19 protein-coding genes and 1 pseudogene are annotated in these 17217 nt (G+C 70.9%); 9 read left to right on the top strand and 11 right to left on the bottom strand.

Annotation, left to right across the window (positions count from 1 at the left end; translation table 11 throughout):
* Window positions 1–99: 99 nt before the first annotated feature.
* Window positions 100–1353, top strand: coding sequence for a nucleotide sugar dehydrogenase (locus EAO75_RS21185; RefSeq protein ID WP_261989370.1), 1254 nt, complete (start codon window positions 100–102; stop codon window positions 1351–1353).
* Window positions 1354–1497: 144 nt separating this feature from the next.
* The gene (locus tag EAO75_RS21180; protein WP_147996632.1) at window positions 1498–2655 is read left to right on the top strand and encodes a glycosyltransferase; all 1158 of its coding nucleotides are present in this window, start codon (window positions 1498–1500) and stop codon (window positions 2653–2655) included.
* A 26-nt stretch (window positions 2656–2681) separates the two neighbouring features.
* Here the strand turns inward: EAO75_RS21180 and EAO75_RS21175 are convergent.
* Window positions 2682–2885 (bottom strand): annotated as a pseudogene (locus tag EAO75_RS21175) (VOC family protein); the annotation flags it as partial.
* Here EAO75_RS21175 and EAO75_RS21170 point away from each other — a divergent pair.
* Both EAO75_RS21170 and EAO75_RS21165 read left to right on the top strand, forming a co-directional pair.
* On the top strand, window positions 2848–3342 hold the full coding sequence (locus EAO75_RS21170; RefSeq protein ID WP_147996631.1) for a RidA family protein: 495 nt from the start codon (window positions 2848–2850) through the stop codon (window positions 3340–3342). The pseudogene EAO75_RS21175 and the gene EAO75_RS21170 overlap by 38 nt on opposite strands.
* A complete protein-coding gene (locus EAO75_RS21165) occupies window positions 3339–3797 on the top strand; it encodes a GNAT family N-acetyltransferase (RefSeq protein WP_147996630.1) in 459 nt (152 codons plus the stop codon). Before EAO75_RS21170 ends, EAO75_RS21165 begins: the two co-directional genes overlap by 4 nt.
* 2 nt (window positions 3798–3799) lie before the next feature.
* Here EAO75_RS21165 and EAO75_RS21160 read toward each other — a convergent pair whose 3' ends face one another.
* Both EAO75_RS21160 and EAO75_RS21155 read right to left on the bottom strand, forming a co-directional pair.
* Entirely contained in the window at window positions 3800–4519 is a 720-nt protein-coding gene (locus EAO75_RS21160; RefSeq protein WP_147996629.1) for an aspartate/glutamate racemase family protein, read from the bottom strand.
* A gap of 5 nt (window positions 4520–4524) precedes the next feature.
* Window positions 4525–5991 carry an NCS1 family nucleobase:cation symporter-1 gene (locus tag EAO75_RS21155; RefSeq protein WP_147996628.1) on the bottom strand — a complete coding sequence of 489 codons (1467 nt, stop codon included), beginning with the start codon at window positions 5989–5991 and terminating at the stop codon, window positions 4525–4527.
* A 193-nt stretch (window positions 5992–6184) separates the two neighbouring features.
* On the opposite strand from EAO75_RS21155, the gene EAO75_RS21150 reads away from it, so the two are divergent.
* Window positions 6185–6844 (top strand): GntR family transcriptional regulator, encoded by a 660-nt coding sequence (locus EAO75_RS21150; RefSeq protein ID WP_147996627.1) that lies wholly within the window; start codon window positions 6185–6187, stop codon window positions 6842–6844.
* On the opposite strand, the gene pip is transcribed toward EAO75_RS21150, so the two are convergent.
* Window positions 6841–7803, bottom strand: coding sequence for a prolyl aminopeptidase (gene pip / locus EAO75_RS21145; protein WP_147996626.1), 963 nt, complete (start codon window positions 7801–7803; stop codon window positions 6841–6843). The genes EAO75_RS21150 and pip overlap by 4 nt on opposite strands.
* 39 nt (window positions 7804–7842) lie before the next feature.
* Entirely contained in the window at window positions 7843–8529 is a 687-nt protein-coding gene (locus tag EAO75_RS21140) for a uracil-DNA glycosylase (RefSeq protein WP_147996625.1), read from the bottom strand.
* 49 nt (window positions 8530–8578) lie between these two features.
* Here EAO75_RS21140 and EAO75_RS21135 point away from each other — a divergent pair, with 49 nt between their 5' ends.
* Window positions 8579–9139, top strand: a complete 561-nt coding sequence (locus tag EAO75_RS21135) for an RNA-binding S4 domain-containing protein (RefSeq protein ID WP_147996624.1) — start codon at window positions 8579–8581, stop codon at window positions 9137–9139.
* 95 nt (window positions 9140–9234) lie between these two features.
* On the opposite strand, the gene EAO75_RS21130 is transcribed toward EAO75_RS21135, so the two are convergent.
* Window positions 9235–9681: a DoxX family protein gene (locus tag EAO75_RS21130; RefSeq protein ID WP_147996623.1), complete on the bottom strand. Its 447-nt coding sequence runs from the start codon at window positions 9679–9681 to the stop codon at window positions 9235–9237.
* An 87-nt stretch (window positions 9682–9768) separates the two neighbouring features.
* Window positions 9769–10680 (bottom strand): acyltransferase domain-containing protein, encoded by a 912-nt coding sequence (locus EAO75_RS21125; RefSeq protein ID WP_147996622.1) that lies wholly within the window; start codon window positions 10678–10680, stop codon window positions 9769–9771.
* Window positions 10681–10735: 55 nt separating this feature from the next.
* On the opposite strand from EAO75_RS21125, the gene EAO75_RS21120 reads away from it, so the two are divergent.
* The gene (locus tag EAO75_RS21120) at window positions 10736–11074 is read left to right on the top strand and encodes a DUF6343 family protein (protein ID WP_187284530.1); all 339 of its coding nucleotides are present in this window, start codon (window positions 10736–10738) and stop codon (window positions 11072–11074) included.
* 31 nt (window positions 11075–11105) lie between these two features.
* Here EAO75_RS21120 and EAO75_RS21115 read toward each other — a convergent pair whose 3' ends face one another.
* From EAO75_RS21115 to rpsA, 4 genes are all read right to left on the bottom strand, one after another.
* Window positions 11106–11486, bottom strand: coding sequence for a tetratricopeptide repeat protein (locus EAO75_RS21115; protein ID WP_147996620.1), 381 nt, complete (start codon window positions 11484–11486; stop codon window positions 11106–11108).
* Window positions 11487–11536: 50 nt separating this feature from the next.
* Entirely contained in the window at window positions 11537–12172 is a 636-nt protein-coding gene (gene coaE / locus EAO75_RS21110; protein WP_147996619.1) for a dephospho-CoA kinase, read from the bottom strand.
* Window positions 12173–12229: 57 nt separating this feature from the next.
* Complete coding sequence (locus EAO75_RS21105; protein WP_147996618.1) at window positions 12230–13168, bottom strand: PAC2 family protein; 939 nt, start codon at window positions 13166–13168, stop codon at window positions 12230–12232.
* A 252-nt stretch (window positions 13169–13420) separates the two neighbouring features.
* On the bottom strand, window positions 13421–14926 hold the full coding sequence (rpsA, locus tag EAO75_RS21100) for a 30S ribosomal protein S1 (RefSeq protein ID WP_147996617.1): 1506 nt from the start codon (window positions 14924–14926) through the stop codon (window positions 13421–13423).
* 415 nt (window positions 14927–15341) lie between these two features.
* On the opposite strand from rpsA, the gene EAO75_RS21095 reads away from it, so the two are divergent.
* Window positions 15342–16181, top strand: coding sequence for a class I SAM-dependent methyltransferase (locus tag EAO75_RS21095; protein ID WP_147996616.1), 840 nt, complete (start codon window positions 15342–15344; stop codon window positions 16179–16181).
* Between the two features lie 4 nt (window positions 16182–16185).
* A partial coding sequence (locus EAO75_RS21090) for a DEAD/DEAH box helicase (protein WP_261989369.1) occupies window positions 16186–17217 on the top strand: 1032 nt, incomplete at its 3' end.

The raw sequence follows: 17217 nt of genomic DNA, 5'->3' as shown, positions 1-17217 counted from the left end.
GAACAGACCGGACAGCTCGGGGAAGCGAGCGAACCGCTCGGGGAAAGACAACCGCTCCGGGAGAGTGCACCGCTCGGAGAGCCAGAACGGGCCGACCACGTGGAACTCGCGGTGATCGGGCTCGGCTATGTCGGACTGCCGCTGGCGCGTGAGGCCGCGTCGATCGGCCTGCGAGTCCTGGGGCTGGACCGCGACCCACGGGTCGTGGAGGCGCTCAACACCGGGCACTCCCATGTCGACGACGTCTCCGACGAGGACATCCGCCGGATGCGGTCGGCCGGGTTCGTCGCGTCCACGGACGACGCGGGCCTGGCCCGCGCGCAGGCGATCGTCATCTGTGTGCCGACGCCGCTCGGCAAGGACGGCGGGCCCGACCTCGGCGCGGTCACCTCGGCCACGAAGTCGGTCGCGCGCCGGCTGCGGCCCGGACAGCTGGTCGTCCTGGAGTCGACCACGTACCCCGGGACGACCGAGGAGGTCGTACGCCCGCTCCTGGAGGAGTCGGGGCTGCAGGCCGGCGTGGACTTCGCGCTGGCGTTCTCGCCCGAGCGCATCGACCCCGGCAACACCGCCCACGGCCTGCGCACCACACCGAAGGTCGTCGGCGGCTGCACCCCGTCGTGTGCGGCGCGCGCGGTCGCCTTCTACGGCAAGCTCGTCGACACCGTCGTCCAGGCGAAGGGCACCCGCGAGGCCGAGATGGCCAAGCTGCTGGAGAACACCTACCGGCACGTGAACATCGCCCTGGTCAACGAACTGGCCGTGATCAGCCACGAGTTGCATGTCGACCTGTGGGACGCGATCCGCTGCGCCGGCACGAAGCCGTTCGGCTTCCAGGCGTTCCGGCCCTCCCCCGGCGTCGGCGGGCACTGCATCCCGATCGACCCCAACTACCTGTCGTACAAGGTGCGTTCGTCCCTCGGCTACGAGTTCCGGTTCGTGGAGCTCGCCCAGGAGATCAACCGGCGGATGCCCGAGTACGTGGTGCGTCGCGCCCAGGACCTGCTCAACACCGCCGGACGGCCGCTGCACGGGTCGCGGGTGCTGCTGCTCGGGGTCACCTACAAGCCTGACGTGGCGGACCAGCGGGAGTCGCCGGCGGTGCCGGTGGCACGGCTGCTGCGGGAGCGGGAGGCCGAGGTCTCCTTCCACGATCCGCATGTGCGGCTGTGGTCCGTGGACGGGGAGAGCATCCCGCGTGTCACCGACGTCATGGCGGCGGCGCGCGAGCACGACCTGACGGTCCTGCTCCAGGACCACTCGGCCTACGACCTGCCGGCCCTGGGCGACGTGGCCCGGCTGCTGTTCGACACCCGCGGGCGGATCTTCCGTCCCGGGGTCGAGGTCCTGTGACGTCCTGATCGTTCCAGGCCCGTCGCGTGGGCCCGTCGCTCTGGGCCCGTCGTTCTCGGATCCGTTGCCCACGGGTCCATCGCTCGCGGAACCGTCGTTCTCGGGTCCGTGGTTTCTCGGGGCAGTCGAAAGGTGCGTGCTCTGATGCGGATACTCGTCGTCACCGTCGTCCACCACCCCGAGGACGCGCGGATCCTGCACCGGCAGATCGGCGCCCTGCGCGAGCACGGCCACCAGATCGTGTACGCCGCCCCCTTCGCGGCACGTCAGGCGTCACCGCGGCCGTACGTCGAGGGAGTCGACCTGCCCCGGGCGGCCGGCCGGGACCGCAGGCTGGCACTGCGCGCGGCCCGCGCCCTGCTCGCCGAGCGCGGACCCCAGGCCGACGTCGTCCTGCTGCACGATCCCGAGCTGCTGCTCGCCCTGCCCGGCACACTGCGCCGTTGGCGGCGCGAGGGACATGTTCCGGTCACCGTGTGGGACGTGCACGAGGACACGGCGGCGGCGCTGGTGATGAAGCGCTGGCTGCCCCGGCCGCTGCGGCCGCCGCTGCGGCTGGCCGTACGGGCCGCGGAGCGGCTGGCGGAACGGCATCTGCGGCTGCTCCTCGCCGAGGACGCCTACCAGCGGCGTTTCCGCCGGGCGCATCCCGTCGTGGCCAACCTCGCGACGGTGCCGCCGGAGCCGCCCGAGCCGCCGGGCGACGACCGGGTCGTCTACCTCGGCCATCTGTCGCGGGCGCGGGGTGCGCTCGAACTGATCGAAACGGCACGGCTGCTGGCGCCCGACATCCGCGTCGAGGTGATCGGCGCGGCGGACCCCGACATGCGGGGCGCGCTGACCGAGGCCGACCGGGACGGCGTACTGCGCTGGCACGGGTATCTGCCCAACGACCGCGCCCTCGGCCTGCTCTCCGGCAGCCTGGCCGGTCTCTCCCTGCTGCGGGACCAGCCCAACTACCGTCATTCACGGCCCACCAAGGCCGTGGAGTACATGGCGCACGGCGTCCCCGTGGTCACCACACCCACCCCGCTCGCCGCCGAGCTGGTCGAACGCTACGGCTGCGGTCTCGTCGTGCCCTACGAGGATCCGGCCACGGCGGCCATGGCCGTACGGCACCTGCGCACCGACCGCGTCATGCGCCGTCGCGCCGCCGCCCGGGGCTGGGAGGCGGCGATGTCCGACCTCAACTGGGCCGACCATGCCACCGATTTCGTGATGTGCCTGGAGTCCTGGGTGAAGGAGGCGACCGCGACGCGGGATGGCGGCCCGGCCACCCCGCTCGCGGGTGACAGGGCCTAGATGTGCATCGAGTGCGGATCACCGGCCTAGGCGTTGGACCAACCGCGCCTGCACAGCACCAGCCGGTACCCGTCCGGGTCCTCGATCGTGACGCCCCACTCGTTCCAGTACGGATTGGGCGACTGGACCCGCTTGCCGCCGTGTTCCTCCAGCCGGGCCACCAGGTCGTCCGGCACGGGGCCGTCGACGTAGATGACGAGGAGATCCTCCTCGGTCGGCCGGGGCTCGACGCCGACTGGCACCTGGAACTGGTCAACGAACCCGCCCACCCCTCTTCCCTCCCCCCACCTCTTCCCTCCCCCCACCTACTCCCACGCCTCCGTCGTCGAGGCCGGCACGAGAATCGCCTTCCTCGCCGGTTCGGTTCCGCTCGACGGGGACGGGAACATCGTCGGCCCGGGGGACCCCGTGCGGCAGGCCCAGCAGGTGATCGCCAACCTTGAGGCGCAACTGGGCGCCATTGGCAGCGACTTGGCGCATGTGCTGTCGACCGACGTCTACGTCGTGAGCGGTGACACCGCCGTGCTGTCGGCCGTCTGGGAGGTCGTCGAGGCGTCCGGGCTGAGCGTCGGGCCTCACTCGTCGACGCTTCTCGGGGTGGCCTGCCTCGGATACACGGGGCAGTTGGTGGAGATCACCGCCACTGCCGTCGTTCCCCACCAACCCGCCGAGGGGACGCAGCCATGACCGCCGTGGCCCTGCGCCGCGCCCTCCCCACCGACGCCGGTGCCGCCGCCGACGTATGGCTGCGCTCCTTCGCCGCCGCCCTGCCGACCGTCGTGCGGCCCCGCTGCGACGACGACGTACGAACGTACTTCCGGGAGGTCGTGGTGCTGCTGCGGGAGACCTGGGTGGCCGAGGCCGCCGACCGGGTCGTCGGCCTCATGGTCCTCGACGGCGACGTGCTCTCCCAGCTCTACCTCGACCCCGACTGGCGTGGCCGCGGCATCGGCGACCGGTTCGTCGAGCTCGCCAAGCGGTGCCGTCCGCAGGGGCTGAGCCTGTGGACCTTCCAGGTCAACAACCCCGCCCACCGCTTCTACGAGCGACACGGCTTCGTGGCCGTCGAGTACACGGACGGCAGCGGCAACGAGGAGCGGGAGCCGGACGTGCGCTACGTCRGGCTCCCCGGCGGACACTGAGGTCACTCCCGCGCCGGCCCCCACGCACGCCGCTTCGGCAACGGCGCCGCATAGCCCCCGACCCGGCTCGTCCGCAGCCCCAGTCCCACCAGCGACTCGGCGAGTTTCACGGCCGCGCCCACTCCGTCCACCACCGGCACCCCCAGCTTCTCCCCCACGGCCCGCTGCAACCCGGTCATGCCGGCGCAGCCCAGCACCAGGACCTCGGCGCCCGCGTCCCGTACCCGCTCGGCGGCAGCCAGGAACGCGGCCTCCATGCGCTCGGCGTCCTCCAGTTCCAGGACGCCGAGCCCCGTGCCGACCACGGCGACGCAGTTGCGGCCCACCCCTGCCGTCTCCAGGCTGTCCTCGATCTGCCCGCGGGAGCGCTCCAGCGTGGTCACCACCCCGTAGCGCCGCCCGAGCAGGCAGGCGAGATGGGCCGCCGCCTCCGTGATGTCGACGACGGGTACGCCCACCAGCTCCCGGACGCCCTCACGCCCGTGCTCCCCGAAGCCGGCCATGACGACCGCGTCGTACGCGGGGCCGTCGTACGTCCGCAAGACGTCCATCACGGCTGCCGCCGACAAATAGCTGTCCAGCCAGCCCTCCGCCGACTCGGGCCCCCACCGCGGCGTCAGTCCGAGCACGGTGGTGCCCGGGCCTGCCGCGGCCCGGGCACCTCGTACGATCTCCTCGGTCATCTCCTGCGTGGTGTTGCAGTTGGTGACGACGATCCGCACGTCCGTCAGACCTCCCGCGCCACGGACCCGGCGGCTTCGCGCTCGCCGCGGCACAGCACCAGATACAGCCCCGCCGCCATGGCCGTACCGATGAACCACGAGTACGGCGCCACATCGCTGAACGTCTTGACCAGCGCCAGCACCGCCGCGACACCCGCCGCCGGCAGGAACGCCCACAGCGCCTTCGGGTTGACGCCCTTGCGGTAGTAGTAGCGCGAACCCGGCTCGGCGGAAAAGAGCTCGTTGACGTCCACCCTGCCGTGCTTCACGAGGTAGTAGTCGACCATGATCACGCCGAACAGCGGGCCCAGGAAGGCGCCTAGGCCGCCGAGGAAGTAGTTGACGACCGTCGGGTTCGAGAAGAGGTTCCACGGCGTCACCACCAGGGCCGCCACCGTGCTGATCATGCCGCCGACCTTGAAGGTGATCTTCTGCGGCCAGACGTTGGCCAGGTCGTACGCCGGTGAGACGAAGTTCGCGACGATGTTGACGCCCATGGTGGCGATGGCGAACGTCAGCGCGGCCAGGACCAGCACCCAGGTGTTGCCGACCTTCGCCACCAGCTCCGCGGGATCCGTGATGGCCTCGCCGAACACCTCCAGCGAACCGGCCGTGACGATCACCGAGACGACCACGAACGCGGTGGAGTTGATGGGCAGGCCCCAGAAGTTGCCCTTGCGGACCGTGCGGTAGTCGGGCGCGAAGCGGGAGAAGTCGCAGAAGTTGAGCATCAGCGTGCCGTACGTGGCGAGGATCAGGCCGATCGCGCCGAACCACTGCCGCCACTGCTCACCGACGGACACCGGATGCGGGGTGGACGTGAGCGAGATCGTCCAGCCGGCCTTGGCGAGGATCCACAGCGCCAGCGCGATCATGACCAGCCAGATCGCCGGCCCGCAGAAGTCCTGGAACTTGCGTACGGACTCCATGCCCCGGCTGATGATCAGCGCCTGGATCAGCCAGAGGGAGAGGAAGGAGACCCAGCCGAGCGCGTGCAGCCCGAGGAAGGAGCTGTGCGTCCAGGACTCCAGGCCGGGCCAGGCGGCCAGCAGCATCACGTTCACGGCGACGGAGGCCAGATAGGTCTGGATGCCGTACCACATGATGGCGATGACGGCCCTGATCAGGGCCGGGATGTTGGCCCCCCAGACGCCGAAGCTGATGCGGCTGACCACCGGGAACGGGACGCCGTGGCGCTGGCCGATCCGGCCCATCCAGTTCATGCCGATGTAGATGAGCACGAAGCCGACGAGCAGGGACGTGAAGACCTGCCACACGTTCATGCCGAGGACCAGCAGACCGGCCGCGAACGTGTAGTTGCCGAGGTTGTGGACGTCGGACATCCACAGGGCGAAGAGGTCGAAGACCTTCCAGTTGCGCTTGTCCGCGGGCGCGAGGTCTTCGTTGGTGAGCCGGGGATCGGGGAGATACGTTGCTGTGCCGGTGGCTTCGGCACGGTCGGCGAGGGACACGGGGCCTCCAGGAGCGAGGGGACGGAGGAGGGCTGCTTTCCGGTCGCTTGGCTGCTTCGACAGGTCGAGCGACCCTTCGGCCGCGCTTTTGGTATACCAAACTGCGCTCATAGTCCTCCCGTCAACCGTTCTGACGGATATCGCTGCTGTTAACGCTTCGTAAATCGCGCCCGGCGTCGGCGAAGATGGCCCCATGACGAAGATCGAACCGCTCGGAGCGATCCGCGAGCGCGTCCTGGCCACGCTGCGGCAGGACATCATCGCGGGCCGCCTGCGTCCGGGCGATCGCCTGGTCGAGCGCGAACTCGCCGACCGCTTCGGAGTCTCCCGGGTGCCGGTCCGCGAGGCGATCCGGGCGCTGGTCGCCGAGGGGTTCGTCCACTTCGAGACGCCCCGCCGCACGGTCGTACGGCGACTGACCCCCGCCGACGTCAAGGAACTCTTCGAACTGCGCGAGGCGTTGGAGGTGTACGCGGCCGGGCTCGCGGCGTCACGGGCGACGCAGGAGGACCTGGCGGAGCTGCGGGAGCTGCTGCGCACGGCGGCGAGCGCCACCGAGGCCGGGGACGCCGAGCGGATCACCGACGTCAACACCCGGTTCCACAACAGGATCCTGGCCATGGCGGGCAACAGCCTGCTGACCTCGGTCATGGAGCCGGTCGACGGCCGCCTGCGCTGGCTCACCCGGCAGAACGAGGAATGGCCCCAACTCCTCACCGAACACCAGGAGTTGTACGAGGCCATCGCCTCCGGCGATCCCGCCCGCGCCCGCGCCCACACCCTCAGCCACGTGCAGGCCAACTACCGCTCGACGGTCCGCCACCTCTTCGGCGAGGACGAGGAGTCCCGCTAGCGCCCCGCGTACTTGTCCGTCGCCGCCACCAGCGCCTCGGCGACCCTGGGCGCACCGGCGTCGTGTCCGACCTCGTCGATCATCACCAACTCGCTGCCGGGCCAGGCGTGATGGAGCCGCCACACGATGCCCAGCAGGTTCCCGAGGTCGAGGCTGCCCTGCACCAGCGTGCCCGGGATGCCCTTCAGCAGATGCGCGTCCCGCAGCACGACCCCCTCACCACCGGCGTCCAGGAAATGGCCGTTGCCCCAGTAATGCGTCACGGTCCGGGCGAAGCCCAGGCGGAACACCGGGTCCTCGAACCGCTCCACCGAGCGCGCCGGCGCCGGGATGATCGCCGTCTCCCAGTCCGTCCAGGCCCGCGCCGCCCGCGCCCGCACGGCAGGGTCGGGCGACTCGATGAGCCGGTTGTACGCGGCGGCGAGATCACCGCCCCGCTCCCCGGCCGGCACCCCGCCCACGAACCGCTCGAACGCCTCCGGAAAGAGCCGCCCCAATCCCCTTGTCAGCAGGGCGACTTCGGGATCCGACCCGGTCGTGACCCCGGTCAGCACCAGCTCGGTCACGACCGCCGGGTGCGTCTGCGCATACCGCAGCCCCAGCACCGACCCCCACGACACACCCCACACGAGCCACCGCCCGATCCCCAGATGCCGCCGCAGCAGCTCCAGATCGGCGATGATCCGATCCGTCGTGTTGACGCTCATGTCCGTCTCGTACGCGCTCGCGTGCGGCGTCGAGCGCCCGCATCCGCGCTGGTCCAACAGCACGATCCGGTACGCGGCTGGATCGAACAGCCGCCGGAAGTAGGGGGTGCAGCCGGACCCCGGCCCGCCGTGCAGCACGAGCGCGGGCTTGCCGTGCGGGTTTCCGCAGGTCTCCCAGTGGACGCGGTTGCCGTCGCCGACATCGAGCATGCCGTGGTCGTACGGTTCGATCTCGGGGTAGAGGCGGCCCATACCGGGCACCCTAACGACCCTCCGACCGCTGCCGCCCCCTCATTTCAGCCCCGCCGCCTGCGCCGCCGTGCCCAGCACCTCCCGCAGCATCGCGGGCGTGAGCTTCCCGGTGAAGGTGTTGCGCTGGCTGACGTGGAAGCACCCGAAGAGGGCCAGACCGTCAAGGGCGACCCTCGCCCCGTGCGCGAACGCGGGCCGCGGCCGGGGCACGCTCCACCCTGCCTCCACCAGCGCGGGCAAGGTCGCCTGCCAGCCGAAGGCGCCCAGTACGACGACCGCCCGCAGCGTCGGCCGCAGCAGCCGCAGCTCCTGCACGAGCCAGGGGCGGCAGGTCTCCCGCTCCCCGGGGGTGGGCTTGTTGGCGGGCGGGGCGCAGTGCACGGGGGCTGTGATGCGGACGCCGTACAGCTCCAGGCCGTCCCCGACGGCCACCGAGGTGGGCTGCGAGGCGAGGCCCACGTCGTACAGGGCCTGATACAACACGTCACCGGAGCGGTCGCCGGTGAACATCCGGCCGGTGCGGTTGCCGCCGTGGGCCGCCGGCGCGAGCCCGACGATCAGCAGCGGGGCGTCCGGCGGGCCGAAGCCGGGCACCGGGCGGCCCCAGTACGTCTGGTCGGCGAAGGCGGCGCGCTTGGTGCGGGCCACCTCCTCCCGCCAGTCGACCAGCCGCGGGCAGGCCCGGCAGTCCGAAACCCGCAGGTCGAGATCGGTGAGGGCGTCCACAGCTCCACGGTAGGCCTTGCCGGATCCGTGCGGGGACTAAGGTCGAGGCATGGCTTGCGAGGATGACGAGGCGACGAGCGGCCGCGCGGACGAGACACAGCGACCGGACGATGCACAGCGGCCGCAAGAAGCGCAGGGGCCGAACGCCGATCAGGCCGTCGACCCGGAGATCGCCGCCGCCGTGGCCGCGGCCGAGGCCGCCGCTGTGCACAGCGGCGAGTCCGTGCGGGTCGACAGCTGGATCTGGGCCGTACGTCTGGTCAAGACCCGCTCCATGGGCGCCACCGCCTGCAAGGGCGGACACGTCCGCGTGAACGGCCAGAACGTGAAGCCCTCCCATACCCTGCACGTCGGTGACGAGGTGCGGCTGCGGCATGAGAACCGGGAGCGGATCGTCATCGTCAAGCAGCTCATCCGCAAGCGGGTCGGCGCCCCTGTGGCCGCCCAGTGCTACGTCGACAACTCGCCCCCTCCCCCGCCGCGCGAGGCCGTCGCCCCGGCCGGCATCCGCGACCGTGGCACGGGCCGCCCGACCAAGCGGGACCGGCGCGAGCTGGAACGCCTGCGCGGCCTCATGGACGGCGGCGCGGGACGCCCCCACGGAGGCTGACATACGACGGCGGCGTCCGGCGGGCTGAAAAGCCCGGGCCGGACGCCACCGATACCGTCGGTCACGCACACCGTCAGGTCACGCACGCCGTCAGGTCACGCGCGTCGCCGCACCAACCGCAGCAGATCCCCGTTCGAGCTCCGCCGTGCCCAGGCGATCAGGGCGAGCGGCACGATCAGGATGAGGGGCGTAGCCGCGTTCTCGCCGCCGAAGGCGGTGATCGAGACGACGAACGCGCCCACCATCAGCGCGCTCAGCGCCATCGCCGCCACCGACTGGAGCACCGGGATCAACAGCGCGATCGCACCGGCCAGTTCGAGGGCGCCGATGGTGTACATTCCCGCGCTGCCCCAGCCGAGCTCGTCGAACATATCGGCGGCCGACGGGTGCGCGATCAGCTTGGGCAGCGCGCTGGCGACGGCGTAGAAGAGGGCGAGCAGGATCTGAAGGCCGCGCAGGGCGATCCGGGCGCGGCGGCCGCGCGCGGTCGCGGACTCGGCGATGACGGTGCGGGAGGTGACGGAGGCGGTGGTCTCGGACATGGGGGTCTCCTGTGTTCAGCGGTCCGTGGTGCTGTCACAGAGGTAGACCGGCACTCCCTGTCGAACTCATCGCCGCACGAAGGAATTTCAGCCGTTCCCGTCGAACGGCAGCCAGCCGTGCCCGATGTACCAGTGCCCGCCCGCCCGCAGATGGTCCCCGACGGCCCGCTCCACAGCCGTACGGCGCGGCAGGCCCTCGATCGGCAACTCCGGGTCGCCGAAGACGAATTGGACCGGCTCGGTGTCGGCCGGCTCGCGGTCCTCGCGGGTGAGGCGGAAACGCTCCTGGAACCGGACGATGTTGGAGTCTCCGGGAAGGTACTTCCTGAGCTGGTCGTCCAGCAGCCAGGAGTGGCACGTGGCCACCCGGTACCGCTCCCGCGGAAAGTGCAGCGCGAAGAACTCCCGGGCCAGCGCCAGGGAACGGTCGACCGCGGGCGGGGACATCGGCCCGAGGAAGTCGGGTATGTGCACATTGAGGCAGAGCGAGTCCGGACCGACGTCGAGCCCGGCCGCCGCGAGCCGTGTCCCCGCGCGCTGGCCGAGCCGCGCCCGCTCGAACTGCAACCGGCCCAGCTGGTACAGCTCCCCGCGGAAATGATGGATGAGCCACCACGGCGCCTGCACGCCGGCCCGGCCGTACCGCCTGCGGTGCACGGCCATGTTCCGCCCGAGGTCGGCGAGGGTGCGCCGGGAGACGTCGGCCGGGATGCCGTGCTCGCGGTGGTAGGCGCGGGTGTACGGCAGCGCCGCGACGAACACGTACACCGGGAAGCAGCGTTGCAGGGGACCCGAGGCCCAGTCGAGGTCGGGCAGGTCGACCGGGCCGCCGACCTGGCCCATCCCCCGGACGAGCTCGTCGACGGACCGCTCCAGGAACGGCCGCAGCTCCGGGTCGTCCGTCACGCGCCGGCCCATCCGTACGAGGTCGTTGACGTCCTCATGGGGTACGGAGAGGTCGAGCAGCACCTCGGCCAGTTCATCGGTGTCCGGCAGCACTGGGCCCCCTGCGGGAAGAACGAGGAGTACGTTTCAAGAAGGAGTGGTGATCCGGATGCGTACGGGCAGTGAGCCTACGACGGCGCGCAGTGCACTGCGGGCCCGTTTCTGGCTGTGCGTGTGGGGCGTGCTCTGGGCGATCTTCGGTACCGCCGCGTTCGCCCTGGCGGGACGCCCCGGCTGGGCGGTGGCCTGCGGGGTGCTGTGGCTGGTGATCACGATCGACATGACCATGGTGCTGCGGCACATCCACCAGGGACCGCACTACCAGCCGGGGCGCGACATCCCGCCGTACCGCCCGCCCGAGAACCGTCCGTACCGTCCGCCGGGACCACGGTCCGGGCCACCGCCGCAGAACCGCCGGCAATGGCCGCCGGGGAACCGTCACCCCTAGCCGCACCGAGAGCCGTCACCCCAGTCGCCGCTCACCCGTCGAACCGTGCCGCCTTCAGGTACTGCGGGTTCGGGTCGAGCGCGGCCGCCAGTCGGAAGTGGCGCTGGGCCTGTGCGGCCCTGCCCTGCCGTTCGTAGGTGCGGGCGAGCGCGAAGTGCGCGAACGCGTTGTCCGGCTCACGCTCCAGGACGATCGTGAACTCCAGCTCGGCGGGCCGCAGTTGCGCGGCGGCGAAGAAGGCACGCGCGCGCAGCAGCCGGGCGGCGGTGTTCTCGGGGTGCACGGCGATGACCTCGTCGAGCAGCTTCACCGCGCCCCGCGGGTCCCGCGCGGCGAGCAGCTGCTCGGCGGCGCGGAAGTCGATGACATGCGTCTCCGGAGTACGTCCGGTCGATCCGCTGGTCTCGGGCACGGCAGAGTCCTTCCCTCACTGCGGGGGTTCAACGCGCGAACGGAGCAGGGCTATTCCTGGGGCGATCGGTCGGGCCGGTCCTCATGTGCCTCGTGAGCCCGGCGCACGAGCTCGTCCCATACGTCCTTGACGCGGCGCTGAAGCTCCTCCAGTGGTACGTCGTTGTCGATGACGATGTCCGCGATGTCGAGCCGCTGGTCACGCGTCGCCTGCGCGGACATACGCGCGCGTGCGTCCGCCTCGGTCATGCCGCGCAGCCGGACCAGGCGGTCGACCTGGGTCTCGGGAGCGGCGTCGACGACGACCACGAGGTCGTACAGCGGCGCCAGGCCGTTCTCGGTGAGGAGCGGGACGTCGTGGATGACGACGGCGTCCTCGGCGGCGGCCTCCTCCAGCTCGCGGGAGCGGGCGCCGACGAGGGGGTGCACGATCGAGTTCAGCACGGCGAGCCGGTCGGCGTCCGCGAACACGATGGAGCCCAGCTTGGGCCGGTCCAGGCTGCCGTCCGCAGCCAGCACGTCCTCGCCGAACGCCTCCACGACGGAGGCGAGACCGGGGGTGCCCGGTGCGACGACCTCCCGTGCGATCCGGTCCGCGTCGATCAGCACGGCGCCGTGCTCCACGAGCAGCCGCGACACCTCGCTCTTACCGGCGCCGATACCGCCGGTCAGGCCCACCTTCAGCATGACGGACAGCTTAGGTCCTGCCACTGACAGCGCACCGGGCAGGACCGGCCCTGCCGTTCAGCCGTCGCCCTCCCGCTCGGCCAGGAACCGCTCGAACTCCCGGCCGATCTCGTCCGCCGAGGGGATGTCCACCGGCTCGGCGAGCATGTTGCCCCGGGACTCGGCGCCGGCGACGGCGTCGTACTGGTGCTCCAGGCCCTCGACGAGGTTGGTGAGCTCCTCGTCGCCCTCGCGGATCTGGCGGTCGATCTCGTTCTGCGTGCGGTGCGCGTCGGTGCGCAGGGAGTGCGCGATACCGGGCAGGACCAGTCCGGTCGCCGCGGTGACGGCCTCCAGGACGGTCAGGGCCGCGTCCGGGTACGGGGAGCGGGCGATGTAGTGCGGGACGTGCGCGGCGACACCCAGGACGTCGTGTCCGGCCTCCATCAGCCGGTACTCCACCAGGGACTCGGCGCTGCCGGGCACCTGCGCCTCGTCGAAGGGGCTGGTGTGGCCCGGGACGAGGTCGGTGCGGTTGCCGTGCGGGGTGAGGCCGACCGGGCGGGTGTGCGGGACGCCCATGGGGATGCCGTGGAAGTTCACCGACAGGCGCACCCCGAGCCGCTCGACGATCTCCTTGACGGCAGCGGCGAAGCGCTCCCACTCCACGTCCGGCTCGGGCCCGGACAGCAGCAGGAAGGGCGCGCCGGTGGCGTCCTGCACGAGCCGCACCTCGATGGCGGGATCCTCGTAGTCGGCCCAGCGGTCGCGCTTGAACGTCAGCAGCGGTCGGCGGGCGCGGTAGTCCACCAGCCGGTCGTGGTCGAAGCGGGCGACGACCTGGTGGGGCAGCGAGTCCAGCAGCCCGTCGACGATCTGGTCGCCGGTCTCACCTGCGTCGATGTATCCGTCGAAGTGGTAGAGCATGACAAGACCGGCCGACTCCTGGGCGAGCGCCATGTCCACCACGGCGAGGCCCTTCGGCTCCCATGCGTACAAACCCTGCGGATCAAGCACTGTGACCGCTCCTCCTCGTGTCCGTACGTCACAACGCCCTTACGCACGCGGGCATTCCCGAAGGGAGGACAAATGATCACGCCGGGTCGGACAACGCCCTTCAGGGGCGCGGGGCTGTATCGGTATGCGGCTCCGCCACGTGGGCGCGACAAGCCCCCACCGTCCCGCGGCCGAAAGGCGACCCGCAAACGCCTGAGGGACCGCACCTCGAAAGGTACGGCCCCTCAGTCAGGAACTACTGCTCAGTGAGCGTCAGCTCTGACCGCCCGCGAGCTTCTCGCGCAGAGCGGCAAGCGCCTCGTCCGAGGCCAGCGCACCGGAGTTGTCCGCACCCTCGGAAGAGTACGAACCACCGCCGCCGCCACCCGCGGCCGGAGCCGCACCCGCAGCGTCGCCGCCCTCGGCCGCAGCAGCGGCGTCGGCCTCGCGGGACTTGATGACCTGCTGCTGGTGCTGCTCGAAGCGGGTCTGCGCCTCGGCGTACTGGTTCTCCCACACCTCACGCTGGGACTCGTAGCCCTCGAGCCAGTCGTTGGTCTCGGGGTCGAAGCCCTCGGGGTAGATGTAGTTGCCCTGGTCGTCGTACGACGCGGCCATGCCGTACAGGGTCGGGTCGAACTCGACCGAGGCCGGGTCGGCACCGAAGGACTCGTTGGCCTGCTTCAGCGAGAGGCTGATGCGACGACGCTCGAGGTCGATGTCGATGACCTTGACGAAGATCTCGTCGTTGACCTGGACGACCTGCTCCGGGATCTCCACGTGGCGCTCGGCCAGCTCGGAGATGTGGACCAGACCCTCGATGCCCTCGTCCACGCGGACGAACGCACCGAACGGAACCAGCTTCGTGACCTTGCCGGGCACGACCTGGCCGATCTGGTGGGTCCGGGCGAACTGCTGCCACGGGTCTTCCTGGGTCGCCTTCAGCGACAGGGAGACGCGCTCGCGGTCCATGTCGACGTCGAGGACCTCGACGGTGACTTCCTGGCCGACCTCGACAACCTCGGACGGGTGGTCGATGTGCTTCCAGGACAGCTCGGACACGTGGACCAGACCGTCGACGCCACCCAGGTCCACGAAGGCACCGAAGTTGACGATCGAGGAGACGACGCCGGAACGGACCTGACCCTTCTGGAGGGTCGTGAGGAACGTCTGGCGGACCTCGGACTGGGTCTGCTCCAGCCAGGCACGGCGGGACAGGACCACGTTGTTGCGGTTCTTGTCCAGCTCGATGATCTTGGCCTCGAGCTCCTTGCCCACGTAGGGCTGGAGGTCGCGAACACGGCGCATCTCGACCAGGGAGGCCGGGAGGAAGCCGCGGAGGCCGATGTCGAGGATGAGACCACCCTTGACGACCTCGATGACGGTACCGGTGACGATCCCGTCCTCTTCCTTGATCTTCTCGATGGTGCCCCAGGCACGCTCGTACTGGGCGCGCTTCTTCGAGAGGATCAGGCGGCCTTCCTTGTCCTCCTTCTGGAGAACAAGGGCTTCGATCTCGTCACCGACGGCGACGACCTCGTTGGGGTCGACGTCGTGCTTGATCGAGAGCTCGCGGCTCGGGATAACGCCTTCGGTCTTGTAACCGATGTCGAGCAGGACCTCGTCCCGGTCGACCTTCACGATGACGCCGTCGACGATGTCGCCGTCGTTGAAGTACTTGATCGTCTCGTCGATCGCGGCGAGGAAGGCTTCCTCGTTACCGATGTCGTTGACCGCTACCTGCGGGGTGGTGGCGGTGGTCTCGGTGCTGCTCGTCATGTGGGAAAGGGCTCCGGTACGGACATTGAAGTCGTAGGTACTGCTTACGCCGGGAGCCCGTTTCGCTCTGAAGAAGCCGGACAGCCAAGGAAGCGCCACACAAACCACTGGTGGCGCCTCGAAAACCGAGGGGACATACAACAGATGCGAGCGCGACCTGCTACGTCTGAGGTGCGCAGGCCCGCAGCGCAACTTGTAGCATACGGGGGCAGCCGGACAGGGTCAATGCGCGAAGCCGCACACCCGGGGCGGATCGCCCCATTCCCGGCACAAAACCTGTCTCTAGAGGCCACGTAGGCCTTGGGCAGTCCCTTTCGTGACACCGCCGGGAGGGGCAGCGCCATTCAGGTGACGGAAGAGTACGACGAGGGAGCCGATCATCCAAGAGCCCGTATCGCCCGAGATCGCGTCCGACGTGTCGGCCGATGTCTCCGGCGTCACTGACACCTCCGACGACTCCTTCGAACCGGAGGCCACCCGGCGTCAGGCCGATGTCGCCGAGAGTTCCCGCGCCAACCGGGGCTGGTGGGACCGCAACGCGGACGAGTACCAGATCGAGCACGGCACGTTCCTCGGCGACGACCGTTTCGTGTGGTGCCCCGAGGGCCTCGACGAGGTGGAGGCCGAGCTGCTCGGCTCGCCGGAGGACCTCAAGGGCAAGGAGGTCCTGGAGATAGGCGCCGGCGCCGCGCAGTGCTCGCGCTGGCTGGCCGCGCAGGGGGCCCGCCCGGTCGCCCTGGACCTCTCCCACCGCCAGCTCCAGCACGCGTTGCGCATCGGAGGCGCGTTCCCCCTGGTGTGCGCCGACGCGGGCGCCCTTCCCTTCGCCGACGCCTCCTTCGACCTGGCGTGCTCGGCGTACGGCGCGCTGCCGTTCGTCGCCGACCCGGTGCTGGTCCTCAAAGAGGTGCGCCGCGTGCTGCGCCCCGGCGGCCGCTTCGTCTTCTCGGTCACCCACCCCATCCGCTGGGCGTTCCCCGACGAGCCGGGTCCCGAGGGCCTGTCCGTCGCCGCCTCCTACTTCGACCGCACGCCTTACGTGGAGCAGGACGACGAGGGCCGCGCCGTGTACGTCGAGCATCACCGCACGATCGGCGACCGGGTGCGGGACGTCGTGGCCGCCGGGTTCCGGCTGGTGGACCTGGTCGAGCCGGAGTGGCCGGCCTGGAACAGCTCGGAGTGGGGCGGCTGGTCGCCGCTGCGCGGGAACCTGATTCCGGGGACGGCGATCTTCGTCTGCGAGCGAAGCGACTGAGCGTGTGATCCGTTACGACGCTCTGGACGCGCTGCCCGTACGCGCCGCCCTGCCCGTTCTGACCGACGCGCTGGACGCGCACGGCGCGGCGGTGCTCGTGGCGCCGCCCGGCACCGGCAAGACGACTCTCGTGCCGCCGGCGCTCGCGGGGCTCCTCGGCGAGGGAACGGCCCGGCGGGTCGTCGTCGCCGAGCCGCGGCGCATCGCGGCCCGGGCCGCCGCGCGACGGATGGCGTGGCTGCTGGGCGAAAAGGTCGGTGAGAGCGTCGGCTACACCGTGCGCGGGGAGCGGGTCGTCGGTCGGCACGCGCGCGTGGAGGTCGTCACGACCGGGGTGCTGCTCCAGCGCCTTCAGCGCGACCAGGAGCTCGCGGGCGTGGACGTGGTGGTGCTCGACGAGTGCCACGAGCGGCATCTGGACGCGGACACGGTGGCGGCGTTCCTGTGCGACGTACGGCAGACGCTGCGGCCGGAGCTGCGGCTGGTGGCCGCGTCGGCGACGACGGACGCGCAGGGGTGGGCGCGGCTGCTGGGCGACGCGCCTGTGGTCGAGGCCGAGGGCACCTCGCACCCCGTGGAGGTGGTGTGGGCACCGCCCACGCGTCCCGTACGGCCGCCGCACGGCATGCGGGTCGACCCGGCCCTGCTGACGCATGTGGCGTCGACGGTGCGGCGGGCGCTGGCCGAGCGGGCGGGGGACGTGCTGTGTTTCCTGCCCGGCGTGGGCGAGATCGCGCGGGTGGCCGGGCAGCTGGGGGCTCTCGGGGACGTCGAGGTGCTCCAGGTGCACGGGCGGGCGCCGGCGGCGGTGCAGGACGCGGTGCTGGCCGGCGGGGAGCGGCGCCGGGTGGTGCTGGCGACATCGGTGGCGGAGTCGTCGCTGACCGTCCCCGGGGTGCGTGTGGTCGTCGACTCCGCCACCGATGTCGCCAGCACCACCCGGCGCCGCTCCCCGCCGGCCAGCACCGCGTCCTGCACCGCCGCCGGCGCCCGCCCGTGCACCTGGAGCACCTCGACGTCCCCGAGAGCCCCCAGC

The sequence above is a fragment of the Streptomyces sp. UW30 genome (assembly GCF_008042075.1).
In the GTDB taxonomy this organism is placed as follows: domain Bacteria; phylum Actinomycetota; class Actinomycetes; order Streptomycetales; family Streptomycetaceae; genus Streptomyces.
This window is presented reverse-complemented; position numbering and strand designations above follow the sequence as displayed.

Coding starts and splice junctions, on each gene's coding strand:
- EAO75_RS21180 (WP_147996632.1), top strand. CDS start 1,498: ATGCGGATACTCGTCGTCACCGTCGTCCACCACCCCGAGGACGCGCGG.
- EAO75_RS21170 (WP_147996631.1), top strand. CDS start 2,848: ATGACGAGGAGATCCTCCTCGGTCGGCCGGGGCTCGACGCCGACTGGC.
- EAO75_RS21150 (WP_147996627.1), top strand. CDS start 6,185: ATGACGAAGATCGAACCGCTCGGAGCGATCCGCGAGCGCGTCCTGGCC.
- pip (WP_147996626.1), bottom strand. CDS start 7,803: ATGGGCCGCCTCTACCCCGAGATCGAACCGTACGACCACGGCATGCTC.
- EAO75_RS21135 (WP_147996624.1), top strand. CDS start 8,579: ATGGCTTGCGAGGATGACGAGGCGACGAGCGGCCGCGCGGACGAGACA.
- EAO75_RS21130 (WP_147996623.1), bottom strand. CDS start 9,681: ATGTCCGAGACCACCGCCTCCGTCACCTCCCGCACCGTCATCGCCGAG.
- EAO75_RS21120 (WP_187284530.1), top strand. CDS start 10,736: ATGCGTACGGGCAGTGAGCCTACGACGGCGCGCAGTGCACTGCGGGCC.
- coaE (WP_147996619.1), bottom strand. CDS start 12,172: ATGCTGAAGGTGGGCCTGACCGGCGGTATCGGCGCCGGTAAGAGCGAG.
- rpsA (WP_147996617.1), bottom strand. CDS start 14,926: ATGACGAGCAGCACCGAGACCACCGCCACCACCCCGCAGGTAGCGGTC.